Here is a 21662-nt window from a genome sequence, read left to right as displayed (position 1 = left end):
CGGAAACCTACGAACTTCCGTATTCGCCGGGCCCGATCCCCGGCGCCCGGCCCTCAGCGCCGGACGATGTACCGCGTCACGACCGGCGAGGTTTCGCCGATATGGAACGCCAGCCGCCGCTCCCGCAGCACCATGTCGCTGGCCGTCGCGCGGTTGAAGCGGCGCAGGTGATCGGTCCACGACTCGTCCACGATCTGCTCCACGTAGCGGCTGGGCTGCGCGATGTCGTGCAGCAGCTCCCACCCGATGGCGCCCTGGCTCAGGCGCGCGCGGCGTGTCTGCTGCATCACGATGTGGAAGGCGGCGGCGCGCGCCGGCTCGATCAGGTATTCGACCGTGATCACCACGCGGCCCTCTTCCTGCGGCGCCTCGGCCGGCGGGCCGGCGGCCCAGCCGGCTTCGGCGGGGCTGGTGTCGTCCTCGCCCGTGACGTCGGTCACCCAGCGCAGGGCGACGAGCATCAGCAGCGTGCCGCTCACCGCTGCAATCGCCAGGCTGTGGTGCAGCGCCGTCATCGTCGCCACCTGGCCCCAGAGCGCCGCGCCGATCGCGCTCGCGCCCATGATGGCCATCTGGTACATCGACATGCCGCGCGCCCGCACCCAGTCGGGCAATGCGAGCTGCGCCGACACCGAGAGCGAATTGGCCACCGTGATCCACGCCATGCCGCCGAAGAACATCGCCGGCACCGCCACCCACGCATTGGGCGCGAAGGCCATTACCGCCGTCGCGCCCGACTGCAGCAGCGTGCCGCGCAGCACCAGCTGGTCGCGCCCCATCGCCTGGCGCAGCCGCGGCAGGAACAGCACCGCGACGATCGCGCCCGAGCCCATCGCGGCCAGCAGCAGCGTGAAGGTGCCCGCATCCCCGCCCTTGAGGTTGCGCGCCAGCAGCGGCAGCAGCGCGAGCAGCGCCGTCGAGTGAAAGAAGAAGATCGAGATGCGCGTGAGCACCGCCCGCATGCGCTGCGACTGCCGCACGAACTGCACGCCCACGCGCATCGCGCTGATGAGCTTCTCGCGCCCCAGCGGATTGGGCGTGTGCTCGCGCCGCCAGCGCAGCACCACGAAGCCCGAGGCCACCGACAGCACCGCATTGAGTGCGAACACCCAGATGGTCCCCGCGCTCGCGATCAGCATGCCGGCCGTGAGCGGGCCGACGATGCGCGAGGCGTTCATCGCGATGCCGTTCAGCCCCAGCGCCGCCGGTAGTTGAGGGCGCGGCACCAGCTCGGGCACGATGGCCGAGAACACCGGCCAGCGCAGCGCCAGGCCGATGCCGTTGGCGAAGGTGAGCGCGAGCAAGAGGGGCGCCGTCATCAGGTCGAGCGCCAGTGCCGCGCACAGCACGATGGCCGTGCCGGCCAGCCAGAACTGGGTGGCCACCAGCCAGCGCCGGCGGTCCAGGATGTCGGCCAGCGCGCCGCTCGGAAGGCCCAGCAGGAAGACGGGCAGCGTGGAGGCCGACTGCACCAGCGCGACCCAGATCGGCGAGGTGGTCAGCGAGGTCATCATCCACGCCGCGGCCACATCGTTCATCCACATGCAGATGTTGGCGATGAGCCAGGTGCTCCACAGCATGCGGAACACGGGGAGCTTCAGGGGCTCGAGCGCCGCGAACTTCGAGGGTTGCGGCCGCGTGGGCGGAAGGGGTGTCTCTTCGGTCGTTATCGGTGGCATGTGGCGCTATTGTGGCGCGCGGTTTTTTCTCAACCGCGGTCGCTGCGTGCGAGGCGGTGTTCGAGGCGTCGCAGCATCGTGGTCAGCACCAGCGTCATCACCCAGTAGATGACCGAGATCGCGAGGTACGGCTCCCAGTAGCGCGCATACGCCCCGGCCACGGTGCGCGCCGCATAGGCCAGTTCGGCCAGGCCGATGGCGGAAACGAGCGAGGTGTCTTTCAAGAGCGCGATCGCGTTGTTGCCCAGCGGCGGCAGCATGCGGCGGAAGGCCTGCGGCAGCACCACGTAGCGCATCACCTGCGCGGGCGAGAAGCCGATCGAACGGCCCGCATCGAACTGCCCGCGAGAGATCGACTGGATGCCCGCGCGGAACACCTCCGAGATGTACGCCGCCGAGTTGAGCGTGAGCGCCACCACGCCCGAGATCAGTGCGCCATGCTCCTGCTTCAAGGTGCGCGCGAGCTCGCCGTCGATGAGGAGGCCGCTCGTCGGGTGGATGAACACCGGCATCACCGCGAAGTGGATGAGCAGGATCTGCACGAACAGCGGTGTGCCGCGAAAGAAGCTCACGTACACCGTGGCCGGCCAGCGCAAAAAGAAGCGCGCGACCCAGGTCCACGGCGCATGGCGAGGCTGCGCGAGGCGCGCGAGCGCGAGGCACAGGCCCCAGCTCGAACCCAGCAGCACGCACACCACCGTCATGCGCAGCGTCATCCATGCGCCTTGCCAGAACAGGTCCTTGTATTCGACCAGGATGTCCCAGCGGAACCATCCAAACAGCAGGATCGGTTGTTCCATATTCATCGCCTTCGCGTCATCACTCTCGAAAAAACAAACGGCCGCTTCGAGGGCGGCCGTGATCGGGTCACAGGTGCCGTGCGGCTCAGCGCACGTTCGGGTCCTTGTTGAACCACTTCTTGTAGATCGTGACGTAGCTGCCGTCTGCGCGAATGGCCGCGAGGCCCGCGCTGAGCTTGTCGAGCAGCGCCTTGTCGCCCTTCTTCACCACGATGCCGAAGCCCTCTTCGGGGAAGGACTTGTCGTCCAGCGTCTTCAGGTCGGCGTGTTGCGCGACGCGGTAGGCAATGACGCCGTTGTCGCCCATGGCCGCATCGACGCCGCCGCCGGCCAGCTCCGAAATGATGAGCGGCGTGCTCTCGAAGCGGCGGATGTTGGGGCTGGTCTTGCCGAACTCGCGCGAGGCGATGTCGTCGGCGGTGGAGGCGCTCACCACGGCGATCTTCTTGCCGGCCAGGTCTTTCAGCGAAGCGACCGTGCTGTTCTTCGGCAGCGCGATCAGCTGGCGGGCCGCGAAGTAGGGCGGTGTGAAGTCGTAGCTTTGCTTGCGCTTGTCGTTGATGGTCACGCCCGAGATCACCAGGTCGACATCGCCGTTGTTCAGCGCGCCGAAGATGCCGGTGAAGGGTGTGTTGACGATCTTGATCTTCAGGCCCTGCTGCTTGGCGATGGCGTTGATGATGTCGATGTCGAAGCCGACGATCTGCTTGTCCTTGTTCTCGAAGGCGAAGGGCGCGTAGGTGGCGCTGGAGGCCACGGTGAGTTCGCGGTTCTGGGCCTGGGCACCGAAGGCGAGCGTGACGGCAGCGAGGCCGACAAGGCCGGAAGCCAGGGCGCGGCGGATGGGGTTCATTCGAGGGTCCTCTTTGTCCGCGGTGGCGGGATGCATGTGGTGGGCGGGGATTTTAGGCTTGCGCTATCGCACCGCCCGCACGGAGCGTGCCAGGGCGCGCGCTAACTAAGGTTCTCCGGGAGCGCGCGAGGGTATGGCGCGTTGACCGTGGCTTGCTGACTAGCATCCGGGGCTTCCCCATTCAGGAGCCTCGCATGACCCAGCGGCTTGCCCTTCCTTCGTTTCTTTTCGGCATCGGCCTCGCATGCGGCGCCGCGGGCGCGCTGGCCGCCGACCCGGCGCCGCGCTTCGATCCGCAGCGCCTGTCGCAGATCGTGAAGACCATCTCCGGCGACGACTTCGAGGGCCGCGCGCCCGCCACGCCGGCGGAGGCGAAGACGGTCGACTACCTCGTGGCCCAGTTCAAGGCCGCGGGCCTCGTGCCCGGCGGCGACCTCGAGGGCGGCAAGCGCGGCTGGACGCAATCGGTGCCGCTGGTGAAGACCGAATTCCGCGGCACGCCGCAGTTCGCGCTCCAGGTGGGCACGCAGCGCGACGCGCTGGTGCAGGGCGAGCAGATCGCGGTGCGCGCCGCGATGGACGGCTCGATCTCTGTTTCGATCCAGCAGGCGCCGCTGGTCTTCGTGGGCTACGGCGTGAGCGCGCCCGAGCGGCGCTGGGATGACTACAAGGGCGTCGACCTCAAGGGCAAGATCGCCGTGGTTCTGGTGAACGACCCCGATTTCGAAACCGGCAGCGGCGATTTCGGCGGCAAGGCCATGACCTACTACGGTCGCTGGACCTACAAGTTCGAGGAGGCCGCGCGCCGCGGCGCCCTGGGCGTGCTGATCGTGCACGAGACCGCGCCCGCCGCCTACGGCTGGGCCACGGTGAAGAACTCCAACACCGCGACGATGCTCGACATCGAGCGCGACCAGCCGGCCGCCGTGCATCCCAAGCTGGAAGCCTGGATCCAGCGCGACGTGGCGGTCGAGCTGCTGCGCCGCGCGGGCCTGGACTTCGAGGCGCAGAAGAAGCTCGCGCAGACGCGCGAATTCCAGCCTCAGCTGCTCAAGGACGCGAGCCTCACAGCCGAGTACGCGATCGACCGGCAAGTGATCGTCTCAAAGAACGTGGTTGGCCGCGTCGAGGGCCGCCAGCGCCCCGGCGAGACGGTGATCTACAGCGCCCACTGGGACCACCTGGGCGTGGGCGCGCCCGACGCCAAGGGCGACAAGATTTACAACGGCGCGGTCGACAACGGCACCGGCCTCGCGGCGCTGATCGAGATGGGCCGCGCCTTCGCCAGCGCGCCGAAGAAACCCGAGCGCTCCGTCGTCTTCCTCGCCGTGACCGCCGAGGAGCGCGGCCTGCTGGGCTCCGAGTTCTACGGCGCCAAGCCGCTGTACCCGCTGGCGAAGACCGTGGCGGTGATCAACATGGACGCGTTGAGCCCCGAAGGCCCGGCGCGCAACTTCAGCACCTCGGGCAGTGCCGTTTCACAGCTGCAGGACCTGCTGGTCGAACAGGCCAAGGGCGTCGGCCTGGCCTACGCGCCGGACCCGCATCCCGAAGCCGGCTACTTCTTCCGCTCCGACCATTTCTCGTTCGCCAAGCGCGGCGTGCCGGCGCTCTCCTTCGCCTCGGGTAACGACTGGGTGGAAGGCGGCCTCGCCGCCGGCGAAGCGTCCGCCAAGGCCTATACCGCCGAGCGCTACCACCAGCCGGCCGACGAATGGCGCGCCGACTGGTCCTTCACCGGCATGGCGCACGACCTGCCGCTGCTTTATCGCGTGGGCGAGACGCTGGCCAACAGCAAGCGCTGGCCCGAATGGGGACAAGGGTCGGAGTTCCGCGCGACGCGCGAGGCGAGCCGCGGCGAGCGACGCTGATCTGGCTTCTTTCTGCTTCAGCGACCGAAGAGAAGGTAGAGCGCGATCAGCGCGACCACGACGACGCCGACCATCTTCTTCTTCCAGCCGCTCGGGGCCGGCCCTGAAGTCGAGGACGACGTCCAGGTGAACGTTCGCGTCTGCGAGGTGGATGGCGACGACGAAGACGGAGGCAGGACGAACGGCACGGACGGCAAGGAAGACGTCGACGAGGACGACGAGGTGCTGAAGTCCATCGAATCGAGGGAGAACGTCGTCGAAGTCGACGTCACGCGCGTCGTGGTCTTCGCGCCGTCGATGCGGGCGATGGCGTCCGCGACGATGTCGGGGTGCGCGCCGCGGCCGGCCAGCGCCTTCAGTTCGTCCTCGCTCAGCGCGCCCGACCGGAGCACCGTCCAGGCGAGCGTGGCGGGCAGCGAGTCGGGCGCGGCCCAGGTTTCCTCGTGGGTGGGCAGCATCGAGAGGCTGTGCGCGTGCTGCGCTGCGTCGATCAACTGCAGGGCCAGCAACTGGTCGAGCGCGTTGGCGCTGACGCCGTCGTGCACCCGGCGGTCCAGCAGGCGGATGTGCAACTGTGCCCAGGGCGGCAGCGGGAATTCGCCGCTTATGAGGTCAGTGGCTTCGGAGACGATGGCTTGGGCTTCGTTCTCCTGGCCCGCGGCGGCGCGGGCGGGGAGGTCGGCGAGTTGCGCTTGCGGAACGAGCTCGCGGGCGACGACCCAGGCGAGGGCTTCGGCTGGGGTGCGAAACAGGGCGTTGGGTAACTCCGGATCGTTGGTGGCGGCCGCGTGTTCGGCGTCGGTGAGCAGGCGGATTTGCTGCAAATGGTCCACTGCGCGGCGGCTGGGGTCGAGATTCATGCGGCTCCCTCTTCTTGTCTCGGTGAGGGGGTGGATGCTCGCATACCGCTCAGGAGGATTTCAGGCTGGCAGGAGCGTCGGCGCGTTACTGGCTATGGAGGGTCAGTCAAAAAAGATCTTCACATTGGATGTTCTTGCGCTTCAGCACTTCAATTTCTTTTGTGGAAATTTTTCTTCGCGTATCAATACTCCAAATATCTTCGTAAGGCCTTTCTCCGTCACACCAAACCCCGGCGGGCGCGATGAATTTCCCACTTTTCGATATCACCTGAACAACATCTGGAATGGCCGATGGATCATAGGAAATTCGATGAGGGAGATGGTCTATTCTTTTTCGGGCCATGCTTTCGGTGTCATTTTTCCTGATGCTGAAAGGAAAGATGATTTCTTTCAGGGAAGGCAAGCGCTTTACCGCGATCGATGTGCGAAAGGCCAATGTCTGGCCTCCTGTTTTGTACATATCTTGCAAATGAGTCACATAAATTTGCCCTTTTTCGTTAAGGTCCAAGATATTGTCGTCGAACGATTCATGCACAACTCGGATCTTCGATTTTTCGCGACATTGAGCGTATGCGTCGGATAGGTTAATGAAGTTGGTATAGCGCGGGATCTTGTATTTTTGGTCGATGTGCTTGAAGATCAAAAAATGCCGGTCATCAGAATGGCGAAAATTTTCAAACTGCAAATCGACCGAACACCTCAAGGATTCATTGCCCTTGCTGAGCGTTAGGATCTGGTTTTCGCTTTTTAGGACAATCACCTCTTGCGACAGGCAAATCGAGGATGCAGCAAGTAAAAATGAGATGGCGATGGTTTTTTTAATCATGAACATCTTTATTGATCGAGGAGAATTCGTTTTGCGGTTCTGGTATTTTTCAGCCTACCGTCCCAATTGATCTCCCCTCCATTGATCGCACGTGTGACCGCTTTGGACGTTGCAGCTTCCTGGGCTTGATCGCTTGGGCTTACAGCCACGTGATGCATGTCGCTGTCCATCGTTCGGAGTACCGTGGATCGTTGAAATGTCATGTACCAGCCTCCCGCATCCATGCAGTTATAGGGAAATGCTCCGACCAGATCCGGGTTGTCTACGACGCCCGGTCTTTTCTTCATGCCAACGGAGTTTTTGGCGATATATTGTGGATCGCTCCACCATTGATCGTCAAAACTGCTAGAGGCGAGCCATCCCCGATAAACCCAGTATTGGACGTAATTGATTCTGCCAGTCAATTGCTTGAACCCTCTGCCGCGAAATTTTTGCGCATCGGGATCGCCAAGATTTCCCATTCTCCAGTTGTACGAGCTTGCTATGAGGGTTCCTTTGCTGTTGAATTTCTTCGAGCCGTACCAATCCACTCGTTCATTGGGGAGAAATCCCCACCAATGCCCAAATTCAGCCTCATTGCGTATTGATTGAAGGTCGACGGCGCCTTTTCTGCCGTGAACCTCACCATTCACTGCGCTGCCCATCATGGCGTCTTCTTGCATCGATTTCAAAAAGTCGGATTCAGTTGCGCCTTGTCCTAATATGTGTGGCAATCTGCTTGGGGTGTTCAAGAGATACTTTCTTGTCATGAAATTAAAAGGAACCTGATATTCCTTGATGGCCCGGAGTATTCGCGCGTTGTCAGCGCTATCGGCGCGATTTTCATAGATCTGCTCCATTCCTCTCCTGCTTAACCACCCGCATTGCCTCATATGCCCCACGAATTCCCGCGGATGAAACCGCCAGTCCGCCTTCAGAAACGCATTCGGTAATTCAAGAAACGTCACCGCCTTCGCATGCTTCACGAACCGCTCCCACTTCTTCGCTCCCGTCGCGTCGTCGTCCGTCGGCTTGAAGTCCTCGGTCTCCAGCCATCCGTAGCGTGACTCGACATTCGTCTGGTCCCACTCACTAGGGAACTTGCAGATAGCCCGGCGCAACTTGTGCCGCACCTCGGCTTCTCCCAACCGCCGCGCCAGTTGCGCGCGCTCCATGCGCCGTTCGTTGGTCCGGTCCGGATCGCGGATTAGGGTCTTCAGGCGCAGCGAATCGCAGCGCTGGTCGTTTTTCGTGGGGTCGTCGTCGAAGCAGTTCCATCCCGTCACCGGCAGGAAATCGGCATCGCTGAACTTGAAAGTTCCGGGCGCATTGAGATCGACCCAGAGCACACCCTCCGGGGTGGCGACCTTTCGCCAGTGGGCCGCGTTGGCGGGTAGCGCGTCGGGGCCCAGGTTGCGGCCGAAGCGCAGGAGCTCGTACCAGCCGCTCGGGCTGCTCGTGGCTTGCGTGGCTGCGTCCAGGGAGCCGTGCCGGTCATTGGCGATGGCGGACAGGTCGTACTCGAAGCTCTGCGAGGCGCCGGGGCGGGCCGCGGTGGAGATGTAGTCATACCGGCTGTCGTTGCGTGGTTGGCCGATCGGCGCGCCCAGCCTGTCGTAGCTGGTCAAGGTGGCGCTTCCGCGCTCGTAGGTGATCTGGACCCACTGCGCGGCGCGCAAGGTGTCGGGCAGGAAATGGTCGGTGGCGGCGCTCGCCGCGCCGCCCGCGTGGGCTGCCGAGCGCAGGTGACTGGCCGGCTGGCTCGAGCGGGTCGGCGTGCCCGCCGGGAGGTAGGTGTAGAGGCTCCCGAACACGCTGTCGGTGCGGCCGTTCGCGGCAGGGGGCTGGGGCGCCAGTGGATCGGCCCAGTCCCGCCTTCGGGTGGTGAGCTTCTCGAGATTCACCTCGTCGCAGCAGATCTCGAAATGAACCTGCCCGTCATGGCCGTAGATCTGGCCCGGCATGCCCAGCGCTTCCTTGCGGTAGACGAAGTCGCCGGCTTTCAGTGGCCGGCGCGTCCTTGCGTGATTGGCGAGGCTCCCCAGGTGCATGCACGCGCTGTAGTAGACGAACTCTGTCGCCACTGCCCCCGCCGCCCCGATCTCGCCCTTGTGCTCGATGACGACGAAGCCGTCGCTGGTCCAGGCTGCGCTGGGCGTGCCGCCATGGAAAGGGTTGTAGTTGAGCGCATGGTTGATGTCGTTGTTGGGCGCGGTTGGCGGATGCACGAAGACGACGGTCCCATCCGCGATGGCGCGCACCGGCAGGTACGCGCCCGCCGCCTGCGGCGCCTGGATGTGGATGCCGTTGTGCCAGGCCAGCCGGAGGCTGAGGGGAAACGAGCCCTCGGGGGCATTGGTACTCGAGAGCCGGGAGGTCGGCTGCGCCATCGCGGCGTCGAGCCAGGCCGCTTCGGATTGCGAAGCCCGGGCAGGCAGAAAGGGTGGGCTGAGGATCATGCGAACCATGAAGAAGAAAGTGGAAGGCCGGGCCTGTCCCGGCCGGGTCTCCACAGTCTTGTCGGCTCACCGATTTCGCAATGCCAACAATGGTCACCTCTGCATGCAGGGCGCGCACAAAACCCGCGCGAAGCGGGCAAAAGTCATGGGCTGGAGGCCGCGCCGCTACTTCGCCAGATGCCCCAGCGGCAACGCGCTGCTCGCCTTCACCTCGCCCAGCGAGAAGCTCGTGTGCAGGTCCTTCACGTTCGGCAGGTTCATCAGGTGCTGCCTTGCGAAGGCCGAAAAACCGTTCAGGTCCTGCGCCACCACCTGCAGCTCGAAGGTGCCGGTGCCGCTGATGTAGTGGCAAGCTACCACCTCGGGCATCTTGCGGATCGCGTCCTCGAGCTTGCGGGTGGCCTCGTTGGTGACGCGTTCGGTGTCCACGCGCACGAAGGCGAGCACGCCCAGCCCGATCTTGTGGCGGTCGATCTCGGCGCGGTAGCCCTTGATGAAGCCGGCTTCCTCCAGCGCCCGCACCCGGCGCCAGCAGGGCGCGGCCGAGAGCCCGACGCGCTGCGCAAGCTCGGCATTCGTGAGGCGGCCATCGGCCTGCAGTTCTTGCAGGATTGCGAGGTCGAACTTGTCAATGCTTTCCATGGGGATGGATATTAAGCAAGATTCTTTCTGGAAGCGCGTTTTTCGGGGCAAAGAACGCAAACACCTGTCGCGAACCCCGGCATACACTTTGCGTGATCATGGGCTCGCGCCCTACCGGGCACAGACCCACAGCCAATCCAGCCAGGCCCACAAGGCCCTGCCAATACGGAGACAGACAACATGAACGCCCCGCTGCCCGAGCACATTCGCCGCGCGCTAGAGACCGTCACGCTCGACGACAAATACTCCCTCGACTACGGCCGCGCCTTCATGAGCGGCGTGCAAGCCCTCGTGAAGCTGCCCATGCTTCAGCAACTGCGCGACAAGCAGGCCGGCAAGAACACCGCCGGTTTCATCAGCGGCTACCGCGGCTCCCCGCTCGGCGGCTACGACCAGGCGCTGTGGAAGGCCAGCAAGTTCCTGAAGGAACAGAACATCGTCTTCCAGCCCGGCGTGAACGAAGAGCTCGCGGCCACCGCGCTCTGGGGCACCCAGCAGCTGGGCTTTTCGCCCGCGGGCACCAACAAGTTCGACGGCGTCTTCGGCATCTGGTACGGCAAGGGCCCGGGCGTGGACCGCTGCTCCGATGTCTTCAAGCACGCCAACATGGCGGGCACCACCGAATTCGGCGGCGTGATCGCGGTGGCCGGAGACGACCACATCTCCAAGAGCTCCACCGCCGCGCACCAGAGCGACCACATCTTCAAGGCCTGCGGCACCCCGGTGTTCTTTCCGACCAGCGTGCAGGAAATCCTGGACCTGGGCATCCACGCCTTTGCGCTGAGCCGCTTCTCGGGCGTGTGGTCGGGCATGAAGACGATCCAGGAGATCGTCGAGTCGAGTGCCACGGCCATGATCGACCCGGAGCGCGTCGAGATCGTCATCCCCACCGACTTCGAAATGCCGCCCGGTGGCCTGCACATCCGCTGGCCCGACCATGCGCTGGAGCAGGAAGCCCGGCTCATGCACTACAAGTGGTATGCCGCGCTCGCCTACATCCGCGCCAACCGCCTGAACCACAACGTGATTCAAGGCCCGAACGACCGCTTCGGCATCATGGCCAGCGGCAAGGCGTTCAATGACACGCGCCAGGCGCTGCTCGACCTGGGGCTCGATGACGCGGCCTGCCGCCAGCTCGGCATCCGCCTGCACAAGGTGGGCGTGGTGTGGCCGCTGGAGGCACAGCTCACACGCGAATTCGCCACCGGCCTGCAGGAAATCCTGGTGGTCGAGGAGAAGCGCCAGGTCATCGAATACCAGCTCAAGGAAGAGCTCTACAACTGGCGCTCGGACGTGCGGCCCAACGTGGTCGGCAAGTTCGACGAGGGCGAGGTGCATGCGGCCGAGGGCTACTCGGGCGGCGAATGGTCGGTGCCGAACCCGACCTCGCACACGCTGCTGCGCGCCAACGCCGACCTGAACCCCGCGATGATCGCCAAGGCGATCGCGCTGCGCCTCAAGAAGACCGGCCTCCTGGCCGCGGCCGGCGCCGACATGACCGCGCGCATCGACGCGCAGCTCGCCATTCTCGAAGCCAAGGAGCGTTCGATGGTGGTGCAGCAGGCCTCCACCAGCGTGGCCGACGCCACGCGCCAGCCGTGGTTCTGCTCGGGCTGCCCGCACAACACCAGCACCGTGGTGCCCGAGGGCTCGCGTGCGATGGGCGGCATCGGCTGCCACTTCATGGCGACATGGATGGACCGCTCCACCATCGGCTTCACGCAGATGGGCGGCGAGGGCGTGCCATGGGTGGGCCAGCAGCCCTTCACGACCGACCAGCACATCTTCGCGAACCTGGGCGACGGCACGTACTTCCACAGCGGCCTGCTCGCGATCCGCCAGAGCATCGCGGCAGGCGTGAACATCACCTACAAGATCCTCTACAACGACGCGGTCGCAATGACCGGCGGCCAGCAGGTCGGCGAGCGGCCCGAAGGCCATTCGGTGCTGCAGATTGCCGAGAGCCTGCATGCCGAGGGCGCGAAGAAGGTCGTCATCGTCACGGACGAGCCCGAGAAGTACGAGGGCGTCTCGATTCCGGGCGACCACGTGCAGGTGAAACACCGCGACCTGCTCGACGAGATCCAGCGCGAGTTCCGCGCGATGGCCGGCACCACGGCCATCATCTATGACCAGACCTGCGCGACCGAGAAGCGCCGCCGCCGCAAGCGGGGCACGGCCGTCGATCCGGCCAAGCGCGTGGTCATCAACGAACTGGTGTGCGAAGGCTGTGGCGACTGCAGCGTGCAGAGCAATTGCCTGAGCGTGGAGCCGCTGGAGACCGAATTCGGCCGCAAGCGCACCATCAACCAGAGCAGCTGCAACAAGGACATGAGCTGCCTGAAGGGCTTCTGCCCGAGCTTCGTGACCGTCGAAGGCGGCCAGCTCAAGAAGAAGAGCAAGAGCAAGGGCGCCACGCCCGCCGAGTTCGGCCTGATGCCCGAGCCCGCGATTCCGTCGCTGGCCGGCGGCAAGGTCTGGGGCGTGGTGGTGGCGGGCGTCGGCGGCACCGGCGTCATCACCATCGGCCAGTTGCTCGGCATGGCCGCGCACATCGAGGCCAAGGGCATCGTCACGCAGGACGCGGCGGGCCTGGCGCAAAAGGGCGGCGCGACCTGGAGCCACGTGCTCATCGGCGATACGCAGGACGACATCCGCACCACGCGCGTGGGCACCGCGGCGGCCGACCTGATCCTGGCCTGCGATCCACTGGTCACCGTCAACGGCGAGACCATGGCGCGCATGCGCGAAGGGCGCACGCACGTGGCGCTCAACAGCCACAGCTCGCCGACGGCCGCCTTCGTGCGCAACGCCAACTGGCAGAACCCCGAAGACGCCTGTGCCGCCGAGATCGCGCGCGCCGTGGGTATCGACGGCATCGGCACCTTCGACGCCGATGCGGCCGCGACCACGCTGATGGGCGACAGCATCTACGTCAATCCGATGATCCTGGGCTACGCCTGGCAGAAGGGGTGGATCCCGCTGGCGCACGAGTCGCTGATGCGCGCCATCGAGCTCAACGCCGTGGCCATCGAGAACAACAAGACCGCCTTCGAATGGGGCCGCCAGGCGGCAGTGCGTCCCGAGGAGCTGCAGAAGCGCGTGCGCCCGGGCCAGGTCATCGAGTTCAAGAAGCGCGAGACGGTCGAGAGCCTGGTGGCACGCCGCGTCGAGTTCCTGACCGGCTACCAGAACGCCGCCTACGCCGAGGAATACAAGCAGTTCGTCGCCAAGGTGCAGCAGGCGGAATCGTCGCTGGTCGGCAAGACGGCACTCACCGAGACGGTGGCACGCTACCTGTTCAAGCTGATGGCGTACAAGGACGAGTACGAGGTGGCGCGCCTGCACACCGACCGTTCGTTCCTCGACCGCGTCGAAGGCATGTTCGAAGGCGACTACAAGCTCAACTACCACCTCGCCCCGCCCATCATTGCGAAGAAGAACGCCAAGGGCCAGCTGCAGAAGCAGAAGTTCGGCCCCTGGATGCTCACGGGCTTCCGCTTCCTCGCAAAGCTCAAGGGCCTGCGCGGCACGGCGCTCGACATCTTCGGCCGCACCGAGGAGCGCAAGACCGAGCGCGCGCTGATCGTGGACTACCGCGCGAGCATCGACGAGGTGATCGCCGCCCTGCGCGCCGACAACCACGCGCTGGCGCTGGAGATCGCGAGCCTGCCCGAGCAGATCCGTGGCTACGGGCATGTGAAGGATCGCAACCTCGTGGCGGCCCGCACCCGCTGGAGCGAGCTGATGGGCAAGTGGCGCAACCCGCAGGGGCAGCGCGCGGCGGCCTGATCAGCCGGCCCTGTCGCTCTCGAGCCGGCCTTCCAGCCGGGCTCGGGCGGCCATCAGGGCGCCGTGGATCTTCTGTTCGAACACTTCGCGCGGCGGCAGGACGGTGAGGTACTCCGCCACGTGGATGCCTGATCTGTCCAGCTCCAGCAGCTCGATCTGTTCCTGCTTCTTGCCGGTGCAAAGGATGATGCCCAGTGGCGGCGCATCGCCGGGTTCCTGGTCGTGGCGGGCCAGCCATCGCAGGTACAGCTCCATCTGGCCTTTGTACTCGGCGCGGAATTCGCCCAGCTTCAACTCGATCGCCACCAGGCGGCGCAGCTTGCGGTTGTAGAACAGCAGGTCGATATAGAAATCGTCGTTGTCGAGCTGGATGCGGCGTTGGCGGGCCACAAAGCTGAAGCCGGCGCCAAGTTCGAGCAGAAAGGCTTCGAGTTCGCGCAGGATGGCGTCTTCGAGGTCCTTCTCCAGGTGCCGGTCCTGCAAGCCCAGGAAGTCGAGCACGTAGGGATCCTTCAGCAGCAACGCCGGCTCGGTGGGGGCCTCCTGGTTCTTCAGTTCGCCGAGCTCCTGGCGGATCAGCGCTTCGGGTTGGCGCGACAGGGCGGTGCGCTCGTAAAGCAGCGAGCCAACGCGCTCCCGCAGCGTGCGAACGCTCCAGCCTTCCAGCTGGCACATCTGCGCGTAGAAGTCGCGGGCCAGCGGATCCTTGACCGGCAGCAGCGTCAGGAAGTGCGTCCAGCTCAAATGTCGCATCAGCGGTACGACAATTTCCTCGGACGGGAACACCTCGGCGAACTGCACCATGCGCCGGAGGTTTTTCTCCTCGAAGCCACGCCCGTAATCGCTCGCCAACTGTCGCGACAGCGATACGACAATTTCTTCCCCGTAGCCGGCGCGCTGTCCGCCCAGCACTTCGATGCGGATGCGCTGGCCGATGCGCCAGTACATGAGCGTCAGGCCCGCGTTCACCGCGGCGGCCGCCGTTTGCCGGGCCTGCTCGATCAATTGACGGAGGTCCTTCAGAAGCGGGTTCGAGCCGCTGTGAAGAGGGATTGGGGCGGTGGCTGTCGTCAAGCGGTTGCGCTTGCTCGTGAGGTTCTCCTTGCGTTGCAGGTCGTGCGGGCGGGATTGTCTGGTTGCTGCCGGCGCGTCTTGCGCCTTCGTTGCCCGCCTGCCTCAAAAGAGCGGCAGATGCGGCATTACTTGCGATGAGTGCTATCAAATGTGTAGCAACCGCAAATTGCCGGAGTCTCCCTAAAGTCCCGCGCGACGCGCCGGGATAGCGCTCCGAACGGCGCCGTGCCCCGAATACAATGCCCGGTGCTGTGCGGTGGCCAAGCCCCGCCGAGCTTTGATTTGCGGCCGGTTTTTCCCGTGATCGCTCCGAGATGGAATGGCAGGCCCGGTCCGCGCTCCTCTCGCTTTCTTCTCTTCCCTCTGCTGGAGACTCTCTTGTTCATTTCCTCTGCTTTCGCCCAGACCGCGCCCGCAGCCGCCGGCGGCGGCGACATGTTGTCCTCGCTCGGCAGCATGCTGCCCCTGGTGCTGATGTTCGTGGTGCTGTATTTCGTCATGATCCGCCCGCAAATGAAGCGCCAGAAGGAAGCCCGCGCCATGATCGAAGCCCTGGCCAAGGGTGACGAAGTCGCAACGGCCGGCGGCGTGCTCGGCAAGATCACCTCGATCGGCGACCAGTACCTCGGCCTCGAGATCGCCAACGGCATCGAGATCAAGATCCAGCGCAGCGCCGTGGTGCAGGTCCTGCCCAAGGGCGCCGTCAAATAAAAGCGTGAGCTGATCCTTGCGCTTTGCGGCGCAGGGCCCCAATTCACGCCGTGTCCCGTTTCTTGAAAAGCGCTTTCTCATGAACCGTTACCCGGTCTGGAAGTACACGATCATCGTGATCGTGCTGCTCGTGGGGCTCGTCTACGCCCTGCCCAATTTCTTCGGCGAGTCGCCTGCGGTGCAGGTGTCGGCGGCCAAGTCCACCATCAAGATCGATGCGTCGACGCAGGCCCGGGTCGAGGGCGTGCTCAAGGCGGCGGGCCTCGCGCCCGACCTGCTGACACTCGAGCCGACCGCGGTGCGGGCGCGCTTCGTCACCACCGACGACCAGATCAAGGCGCGCGACGCGCTGCAGCAGGCCCTGGTGCCGAATGCGGACGAAGCCTCCTACGTGGTGGCGCTGAACCTCGTGTCGCGGTCGCCGCACTGGCTGACGGCGCTGCATGCCTTCCCGATGTACCTGGGCCTCGATCTGCGCGGCGGGGTCGACTTCCTGCTGCAGGTCGACATGCGCGGCGTGCTGGACAAGAAGGCCGAGTCCTTCGCCGGCGACATCCGCTCGGCCCTGCGCGACAAGAAGGTGCGCGGCAGTGCGGTGAACCGCAACGGCCAGACCGTCGAGATCACGCTGCGCGATGCCGCCAGCCTCGACATCGCCCGGCGCCTGATCCAGGACCAGATGCCCGACCTGAGCACCGTCGAGAGCCAGCAGGGCACCGAGTCGCGCATCGTGGCGAGCATCAAGCCCGAGGCCGCGCGCCGCTTCCAGGACGCGGCGCTCAAGCAGAACGTGACCACGCTGCACAACCGGATCAACGAACTCGGCGTGGCCGAGCCGGTGATCCAGCAGCAGGGCATCGACCGCATCGTCGTGCAACTGCCCGGCATGCAGGACCCGGCCCAGGCCAAGACCATCATCGGCCGCACCGCCACGCTCGAAATGCGCCTGGTGGACGAAAGCGCCGAAGGCCGCGCAGCCGAGCAGGGCACGGGGCCGGTGCCGTTCGGCTCCGAGAAATTCCTCGACCGTTCGGGCCGCGCCGTGATCGTGAAGAAGCAGGTGCTGGTCACCGGCGAGAACCTCACCGATGCGCAGCCCGGCTTCGAGCAGCAGACCAACCAGCCCAAGGTCGACCTGACCATGGACTCGAAGGGCGGCAACATCATGCGGCAGGTCAGCATCGAGAACTACAAGAAGCGCATGGCCATGCTGATCTTCGAGAAGGGCAAGGGCGAAGTGCTCACAGCTCCCTCGATCAACGGCGAACTGGGCAACCGCTTCCAGGTGTCGGGCTCGATGACCGTGGCCGAAGCCAACGACCTCGCGCTGCTGCTGCGCGCCGGCTCGCTGGCCGCGCCGATGGAAATCATCCAGGAACGCACCATCGGCCCGACGCAAGGCGCCGAGAACATCAAGAAGGGCTTCGACAGCGTGATGTACGGCTTCGCCGCGATCATGGTGTTCATGTGCCTCTACTACGCGCTGTTCGGCGTGTTCTCGTCGATCGCGCTGGCGGTCAACCTGATGCTGCTGGTGGCGATCCTCTCGATCCTGCAGGCCACGCTCACGTTGCCTGGCATCGCGGCCATGGCGCTGGCGATCGGGGTGGCCATCGACTCCAACGTGCTGATCAACGAGCGCGTGCGCGAAGAGCTGCGCAACGGGGCGTCGCCGCAGGCGGCCATCCATGCGGGCTACGAGCGCGCCTGGGGCACCATTCTTGACTCCAACGTGACCACGCTGATCGCGGGCATCGCGCTGCTGGCCTTCGGCTCGGGCCCGGTGCGCGGCTTCGCGGTGGTGCACTGCATCGGCATCGTCACCTCGATGTTCTCGGCCGTGTTCTTCTCGCGCGGTCTGGTGAACTTCTGGTACGGACAGAAGAAGAAGCTCAAGAGCGTGTCGATCGGCACGGTCTGGCGTCCAAAGACCGATGGCACCGATGCCGCGGTCTTGGCCGAAACCAAATAAGAGACCGCCATGGAATTCTTCCGGATCCACAAGACCATTCCGTTCATGCGCCACGCGTTGGCGCTGAACATCGTTTCCTTCGTCACCTTCGCGCTGGCGGTGTTCTTCCTGTTCCACCGCGGGCTGCACCTGTCGGTGGAGTTCACCGGCGGCACGGTGATGGAAGTGGCTTACAAGCAGTCGGCCGACGTCGGCAAGGTGCGCGAGGTCGTCGCCAAGCTGGGCTACCAGGAGGTGCAGGTGCAGAGCTTCGGCACCTCGGTGCAGATCCGCCTGCCGGTGCACAAGGGCATGACCTCGACCCAGCAGAGCGACCAGGTGATGGACGCCCTGAAGGCGGTCGAGCCGACGGTCGAGCTGCGCAGCAACGAATTCGTCGGTCCACAGGTGGGCGACGAACTCACCAGCAACGGCCTGAAGGCGCTCGCCATGGTGGTCGTGGGCATCATGATCTACCTGGCGTTTCGCTTCGAATGGAAGTTTGCGCTGGCTACCGTGCTGGCCAACCTGCATGACGTGGTGATCATCCTGGGCTTCTTCGCCTTCTTCCAGTGGGAGTTCTCGCTGGCGGTGCTGGCGGCGGTGCTGGCGGTGCTGGGCTACTCGGTGAACGAGTCGGTCGTGATCTTCGACCGGGTGCGCGAGAACTTCCGCCGTTACCGCAAGATGACAACGGCCGAAGTCATCGACAGCGCGATCACCTCGACCATCAGCCGCACGATCATCACCCACGGCTCCACGCAGCTGGTGGTGCTGTCGATGTTCTTCTTCGGCGGCCCGACGCTGCACTACTTCGCCCTGGCGCTGACCATCGGCATCTGCTTCGGCATCTACTCGTCGTGCTTCGTGGCCGCGGCCATCGCGATGTGGCTGGGCGTGAAGCGCGAAGACCTGATCAAGGGCGGTGGCCCGCCGACCAAGCGCGAAGGCGACGCCGAGGACGATCCGAACGCCGGCGCCGTCGTCTGACGGATACTTCAGGGTTCAACAAAGCGGGCGGCAAGGCCGCACCGCTGTTCGCATGCAACGCCGGGCACTGTCCACACTTGTGCGGTGGCGCTTCCCGATGCAAGCTCGCGGTTGTTGCCGATGAACAGTTCCCCCTGGCCTTCCCGATCCTTCAATGAGCATTGCGCGGTCCGCCTCTTCCCTGCAGCTCGCACGCGAGACGCGTGAGCGTTTCGTATTGGCCACGGAAGGGGCCATCGTTCCGCTGGCCCGCGCGATCCGCGACCGGCTGACGCAGCTGGCCTCGGAAGTGAGCAACGCCCGCGCCATGCAGGAGCACCGCGACGATTTCGTGGCGTTCCAGGGCCAGGCCACGCAATGGGTGACGCTCTCGCAGACGAGCTGGCGCAAGGCGCTCGGCGCCGCTGCGCCAACCGGCGGACTGACGACCTTTCCCACGGCGCTGCGGCTCGAGCTGATCGGCGACGAGGTGGTCGAGACCAACATCCTCGCCTCGCGCCTCGCGCAGGTGATCCATGACAAGGCGAGCTTCGAGCTCAGCGACCTGCGCTTGCGCATCCAGCACCTGGAAGGCACGAACGAGCTCGATTCGAAGGACGTGCTCAAGCCCGAGACGCTGGCCAGGCTGCTGGTGGAACAGTGGCTGGCGGCCGGCTTGAGCCGGGAGCTCTGGGCCCGGGTGCAGGACACGGTGCAGCAGCAGCTGATCGATGTGATCGTCAAGGCCTACGAGAGCGCCAACGCCTTCCTGATCGCCAACGGCGTGATGCAGGAGATCGACCTCAAGAGCTTCGTGCGGCGCACCGGCAATGCCGCGGGTGCCGGCAACAGCGGTGGATTCAACACCTCGTTTGCAGGTGGGGCCGCTTCGGCGACCGCGCCGATGATGGACGGCGGCGGCCAGCCGCAGCGCCCCGCCTTCGGCGCCCAGGCGCAGCAGTATTCGCAACAGCCGCAGCAGTCGCAACCGCAGGCCACCGTGCCGATGCCCACCGCCTCGTCGACGATCGGCGGCTCGCCGCTGACGATCGCGCGGCAGCGCGCCCAGACCGCGCTGTTGAGTCTCAAGCGATTCGTCACGGCGCGCATCGGCGGCGACACCAACGCCGGCTCGCAGAATTCGACCACCGCGCCTGCCACCACGCCGGCAGGCCGCGCGACCGGCCCCGCGGGCAGCGGCGGCAACACCGCTCCGCGGCAGTTCTCCAGGACCTTTGCCGGCGCCATCGCCGAAGCCGAGGTGGCCTATCGCATGGCGGCCACGCAGTACATGGACGCGTCGGGCGAGCAGGCCACGGTCATCCAGCAGACGGCGGTCGACCTGCGCCGGCGCAGCACCGAACTCAAGAAGCGTGCGCCCACCACGGCCGACAAGGCCACGGTCGAGATCGTCGCGCTCATGTTCCAGGCCATCCTTGCGGAAGAGCGGATTCCCTTCTCGGCGCGCGTGTGGTTCGCGCGGCTGCAGATGCCGGTGCTGCGCGTGGCCATCGCCGAGCCCGAGTTCTTCGGCACGCTGCAGCACCCCGCGCGCATGCTGATCGACCGCATGGGCTCCTGCGTGATGGGCTTCGACGCGGCCGCCATCACCGGCAGCGCGCTCGAAGGCGAGATCCGCCGCGTGGTGCAGGTGATCGAGCAGTACCCCGAGACCGGCCAGCGCGTGTTCAAGCTGGTGTTCGACGAGTTCGTCGCCTTCCTCAACCGCTATCTCACGCAGAGCGACAGCACGCAGCGCGTGATGAGTGTGGCGCAGCAGGTCGAGCAGAAGGAAACGATGGCGATCCAGTACACCATCGAGTTGCGCAAGATGCTCAACGACATGCCGGTGCGCGACGAGATCCGCGAGTTCCTGTTCAAGGTCTGGGCCGAGGTGCTCGCGATTGCCGCGCTGCGCTACGGTGCGCAGGGCGAGCAGACGGTGATGTTGAAGCGCGTGGCTTCCGAGCTGGTCTGGGCCGCGAGCGCCAAGCCCAACCGCACCGACCGCGCGCGCGTCATCCAAGACCTGCCGCAACTGCTGCAACGCTTGCGCCAGGGCATGGCACTGCTGGGCATCGTCGACGAGCCGCAGGAAGCGCACATCAAGACCATCGGCGCCACGCTGTCCGATGCGTTCCTGTCGAAGACCGAGGCGATTCCGCAGGCCAAGATCGAAGCGATGGCCGAGCGCCTCGCGCACCTGGAAGATTTCGTGAGCGACATCGGCGGCACCGCCGACCTGCCGCTCGATGCCCACAGCATCGAGCTGCTGCTGGGCGTGGACGCCGCCTCGATCGAGGTGGTGCCCGATGCCGCCGGTGTGCAGGTGCCCGAGGACATGCTGGCCTGGGCGCACGAACTGCAGGTGGGCAACTGGTTCATGCTGGACCACAACGACCGCGTGAGCCAGGTCCAGTTCGTCTGGCGCAGCGATCGCAAGCAGTTGCACCTGTTCGCCACGGCGGACGGTCGCAGCTTCCTGATCCAGGCGGGGCGGTTGGCGACGTACCTGCAGGCGGGCCTCCTGGTGCCGGCCGAGGAAGAGACGCTCACGGTGCGCGCCACGCGCGAGGCGCTGGCGAAGCTCGATGCGAATCCGGAGCGGTTGCTGAACTAGCAGCCAGCCGACGCGGCAGGCTCGGTCAGTGCGCGGTCCGCCCTTCGCGGCTTTCGCAGAGCTCGTCGAGCACCAATGCATCGGGCTCGATACCGGTGCTCCAGTGCACCATCAGCACGATGATCTTGAGCTCGTCGAGCGCCACCGGATCGCCCGGGGCCGCCATCGCGCGCTCGATCACGATTTCGCGCAATCCACACGGCAGCACGTTCGACGATTCGAGAAAGCGGATGAAGCCGAGGCATTCGGCACCCAGGTGTTCCTGCTCGGCCTGGGAGTAGACGCGCATGGCGTCGTCCGATTGCGGCAGTGAGGCTTCGGGCGCGCCGCGGAAGGTGACCGTGGCGGTGGCCTCGTCGTCGGCATCGAGCTCCAGCTGCATGCCCTGCGTTGCGAGGCTCAGGCCGTCGAGCCAGTGAAGGGCATCGCGGATCTCGTCTGCCTCGAAACCGTGGGCGCTGAGCTTGCGGCCCAGTTGCTCGGGTTCGGGGCAGGCATCGCCGCGCCAATAGTTTTCGTAGACAAAAACAAGCACTTCGAACATGAGCCCAATATAGCCCACGAATGTGCAAGGCA

Annotated in this window: 15 protein-coding genes; 6 read left to right on the top strand and 9 right to left on the bottom strand. The window is 65.3% G+C overall.

Annotated elements, in window-relative coordinates; translation table 11 throughout:
* Positions 1-53: 53 nt before the first annotated feature.
* From GNX71_RS32525 to GNX71_RS32515, 3 genes are all read right to left on the bottom strand, one after another.
* Positions 54-1679 (bottom strand): MFS transporter, encoded by a 1626-nt coding sequence (locus GNX71_RS32525; RefSeq protein ID WP_206176197.1) that lies wholly within the window; start codon positions 1677-1679, stop codon positions 54-56.
* 29 nt (positions 1680-1708) lie between these two features.
* Positions 1709-2479 carry an amino acid ABC transporter permease gene (locus GNX71_RS32520; RefSeq protein ID WP_124460856.1) on the bottom strand — a complete coding sequence of 257 codons (771 nt, stop codon included), beginning with the start codon at positions 2477-2479 and terminating at the stop codon, positions 1709-1711.
* A gap of 85 nt (positions 2480-2564) precedes the next feature.
* Positions 2565-3332, bottom strand: a complete 768-nt coding sequence (locus GNX71_RS32515) for a basic amino acid ABC transporter substrate-binding protein (RefSeq protein ID WP_206176196.1) — start codon at positions 3330-3332, stop codon at positions 2565-2567.
* 194 nt (positions 3333-3526) lie between these two features.
* Between GNX71_RS32515 and GNX71_RS32510 the strand changes: the two genes are divergently transcribed.
* On the top strand, positions 3527-5203 hold the full coding sequence (locus GNX71_RS32510; protein ID WP_206176195.1) for a M28 family metallopeptidase: 1677 nt from the start codon (positions 3527-3529) through the stop codon (positions 5201-5203).
* Positions 5204-5220: 17 nt separating this feature from the next.
* Here GNX71_RS32510 and GNX71_RS32505 read toward each other — a convergent pair whose 3' ends face one another.
* From GNX71_RS32505 to GNX71_RS32490, 4 genes are all read right to left on the bottom strand, one after another.
* Positions 5221-6063: a hypothetical protein gene (locus GNX71_RS32505; protein ID WP_206176194.1), complete on the bottom strand. Its 843-nt coding sequence runs from the start codon at positions 6061-6063 to the stop codon at positions 5221-5223.
* A gap of 106 nt (positions 6064-6169) precedes the next feature.
* Positions 6170-6889, bottom strand: a complete 720-nt coding sequence (locus GNX71_RS32500; protein WP_206176193.1) for a hypothetical protein — start codon at positions 6887-6889, stop codon at positions 6170-6172.
* An 8-nt stretch (positions 6890-6897) separates the two neighbouring features.
* Positions 6898-9336 (bottom strand): M23 family metallopeptidase, encoded by a 2439-nt coding sequence (locus GNX71_RS32495; protein ID WP_206176192.1) that lies wholly within the window; start codon positions 9334-9336, stop codon positions 6898-6900.
* Positions 9337-9492: 156 nt separating this feature from the next.
* Positions 9493-9969, bottom strand: coding sequence for an Lrp/AsnC family transcriptional regulator (locus GNX71_RS32490; RefSeq protein WP_042577412.1), 477 nt, complete (start codon positions 9967-9969; stop codon positions 9493-9495).
* Positions 9970-10149: 180 nt separating this feature from the next.
* Between GNX71_RS32490 and GNX71_RS32485 the strand changes: the two genes are divergently transcribed.
* Positions 10150-13761, top strand: coding sequence for an indolepyruvate ferredoxin oxidoreductase family protein (locus GNX71_RS32485; RefSeq protein WP_206176191.1), 3612 nt, complete (start codon positions 10150-10152; stop codon positions 13759-13761).
* Here GNX71_RS32485 and GNX71_RS32480 read toward each other — a convergent pair whose 3' ends face one another.
* Positions 13762-14835 (bottom strand): PDDEXK nuclease domain-containing protein, encoded by a 1074-nt coding sequence (locus GNX71_RS32480; protein WP_241027109.1) that lies wholly within the window; start codon positions 14833-14835, stop codon positions 13762-13764.
* Between the two features lie 378 nt (positions 14836-15213).
* On the opposite strand from GNX71_RS32480, the gene yajC reads away from it, so the two are divergent.
* The 4 genes from yajC to GNX71_RS32460 all read left to right on the top strand — a co-directional run bounded on the left by yajC (position 15214) and on the right by GNX71_RS32460 (position 21086).
* Positions 15214-15546 (top strand): preprotein translocase subunit YajC, encoded by a 333-nt coding sequence (yajC, locus tag GNX71_RS32475; RefSeq protein WP_198788950.1) that lies wholly within the window; start codon positions 15214-15216, stop codon positions 15544-15546.
* Positions 15547-15625: 79 nt separating this feature from the next.
* The gene (gene secD / locus GNX71_RS32470; RefSeq protein ID WP_206176190.1) at positions 15626-17518 is read left to right on the top strand and encodes a protein translocase subunit SecD; all 1893 of its coding nucleotides are present in this window, start codon (positions 15626-15628) and stop codon (positions 17516-17518) included.
* 9 nt (positions 17519-17527) lie between these two features.
* The gene (secF, locus tag GNX71_RS32465; protein WP_206176189.1) at positions 17528-18487 is read left to right on the top strand and encodes a protein translocase subunit SecF; all 960 of its coding nucleotides are present in this window, start codon (positions 17528-17530) and stop codon (positions 18485-18487) included.
* Between the two features lie 154 nt (positions 18488-18641).
* Positions 18642-21086 carry a DUF1631 family protein gene (locus tag GNX71_RS32460; RefSeq protein WP_206176188.1) on the top strand — a complete coding sequence of 815 codons (2445 nt, stop codon included), beginning with the start codon at positions 18642-18644 and terminating at the stop codon, positions 21084-21086.
* 25 nt (positions 21087-21111) lie between these two features.
* On the opposite strand, the gene GNX71_RS32455 is transcribed toward GNX71_RS32460, so the two are convergent.
* Positions 21112-21630 carry a DUF494 domain-containing protein gene (locus GNX71_RS32455; RefSeq protein WP_206176187.1) on the bottom strand — a complete coding sequence of 173 codons (519 nt, stop codon included), beginning with the start codon at positions 21628-21630 and terminating at the stop codon, positions 21112-21114.
* Positions 21631-21662 lie beyond the last annotated feature (32 nt).

The organism is Variovorax sp. RKNM96 (genome assembly GCF_017161115.1).
GTDB lineage: Bacteria > Pseudomonadota > Gammaproteobacteria > Burkholderiales > Burkholderiaceae_C > Variovorax.
This window is presented reverse-complemented; position numbering and strand designations above follow the sequence as displayed.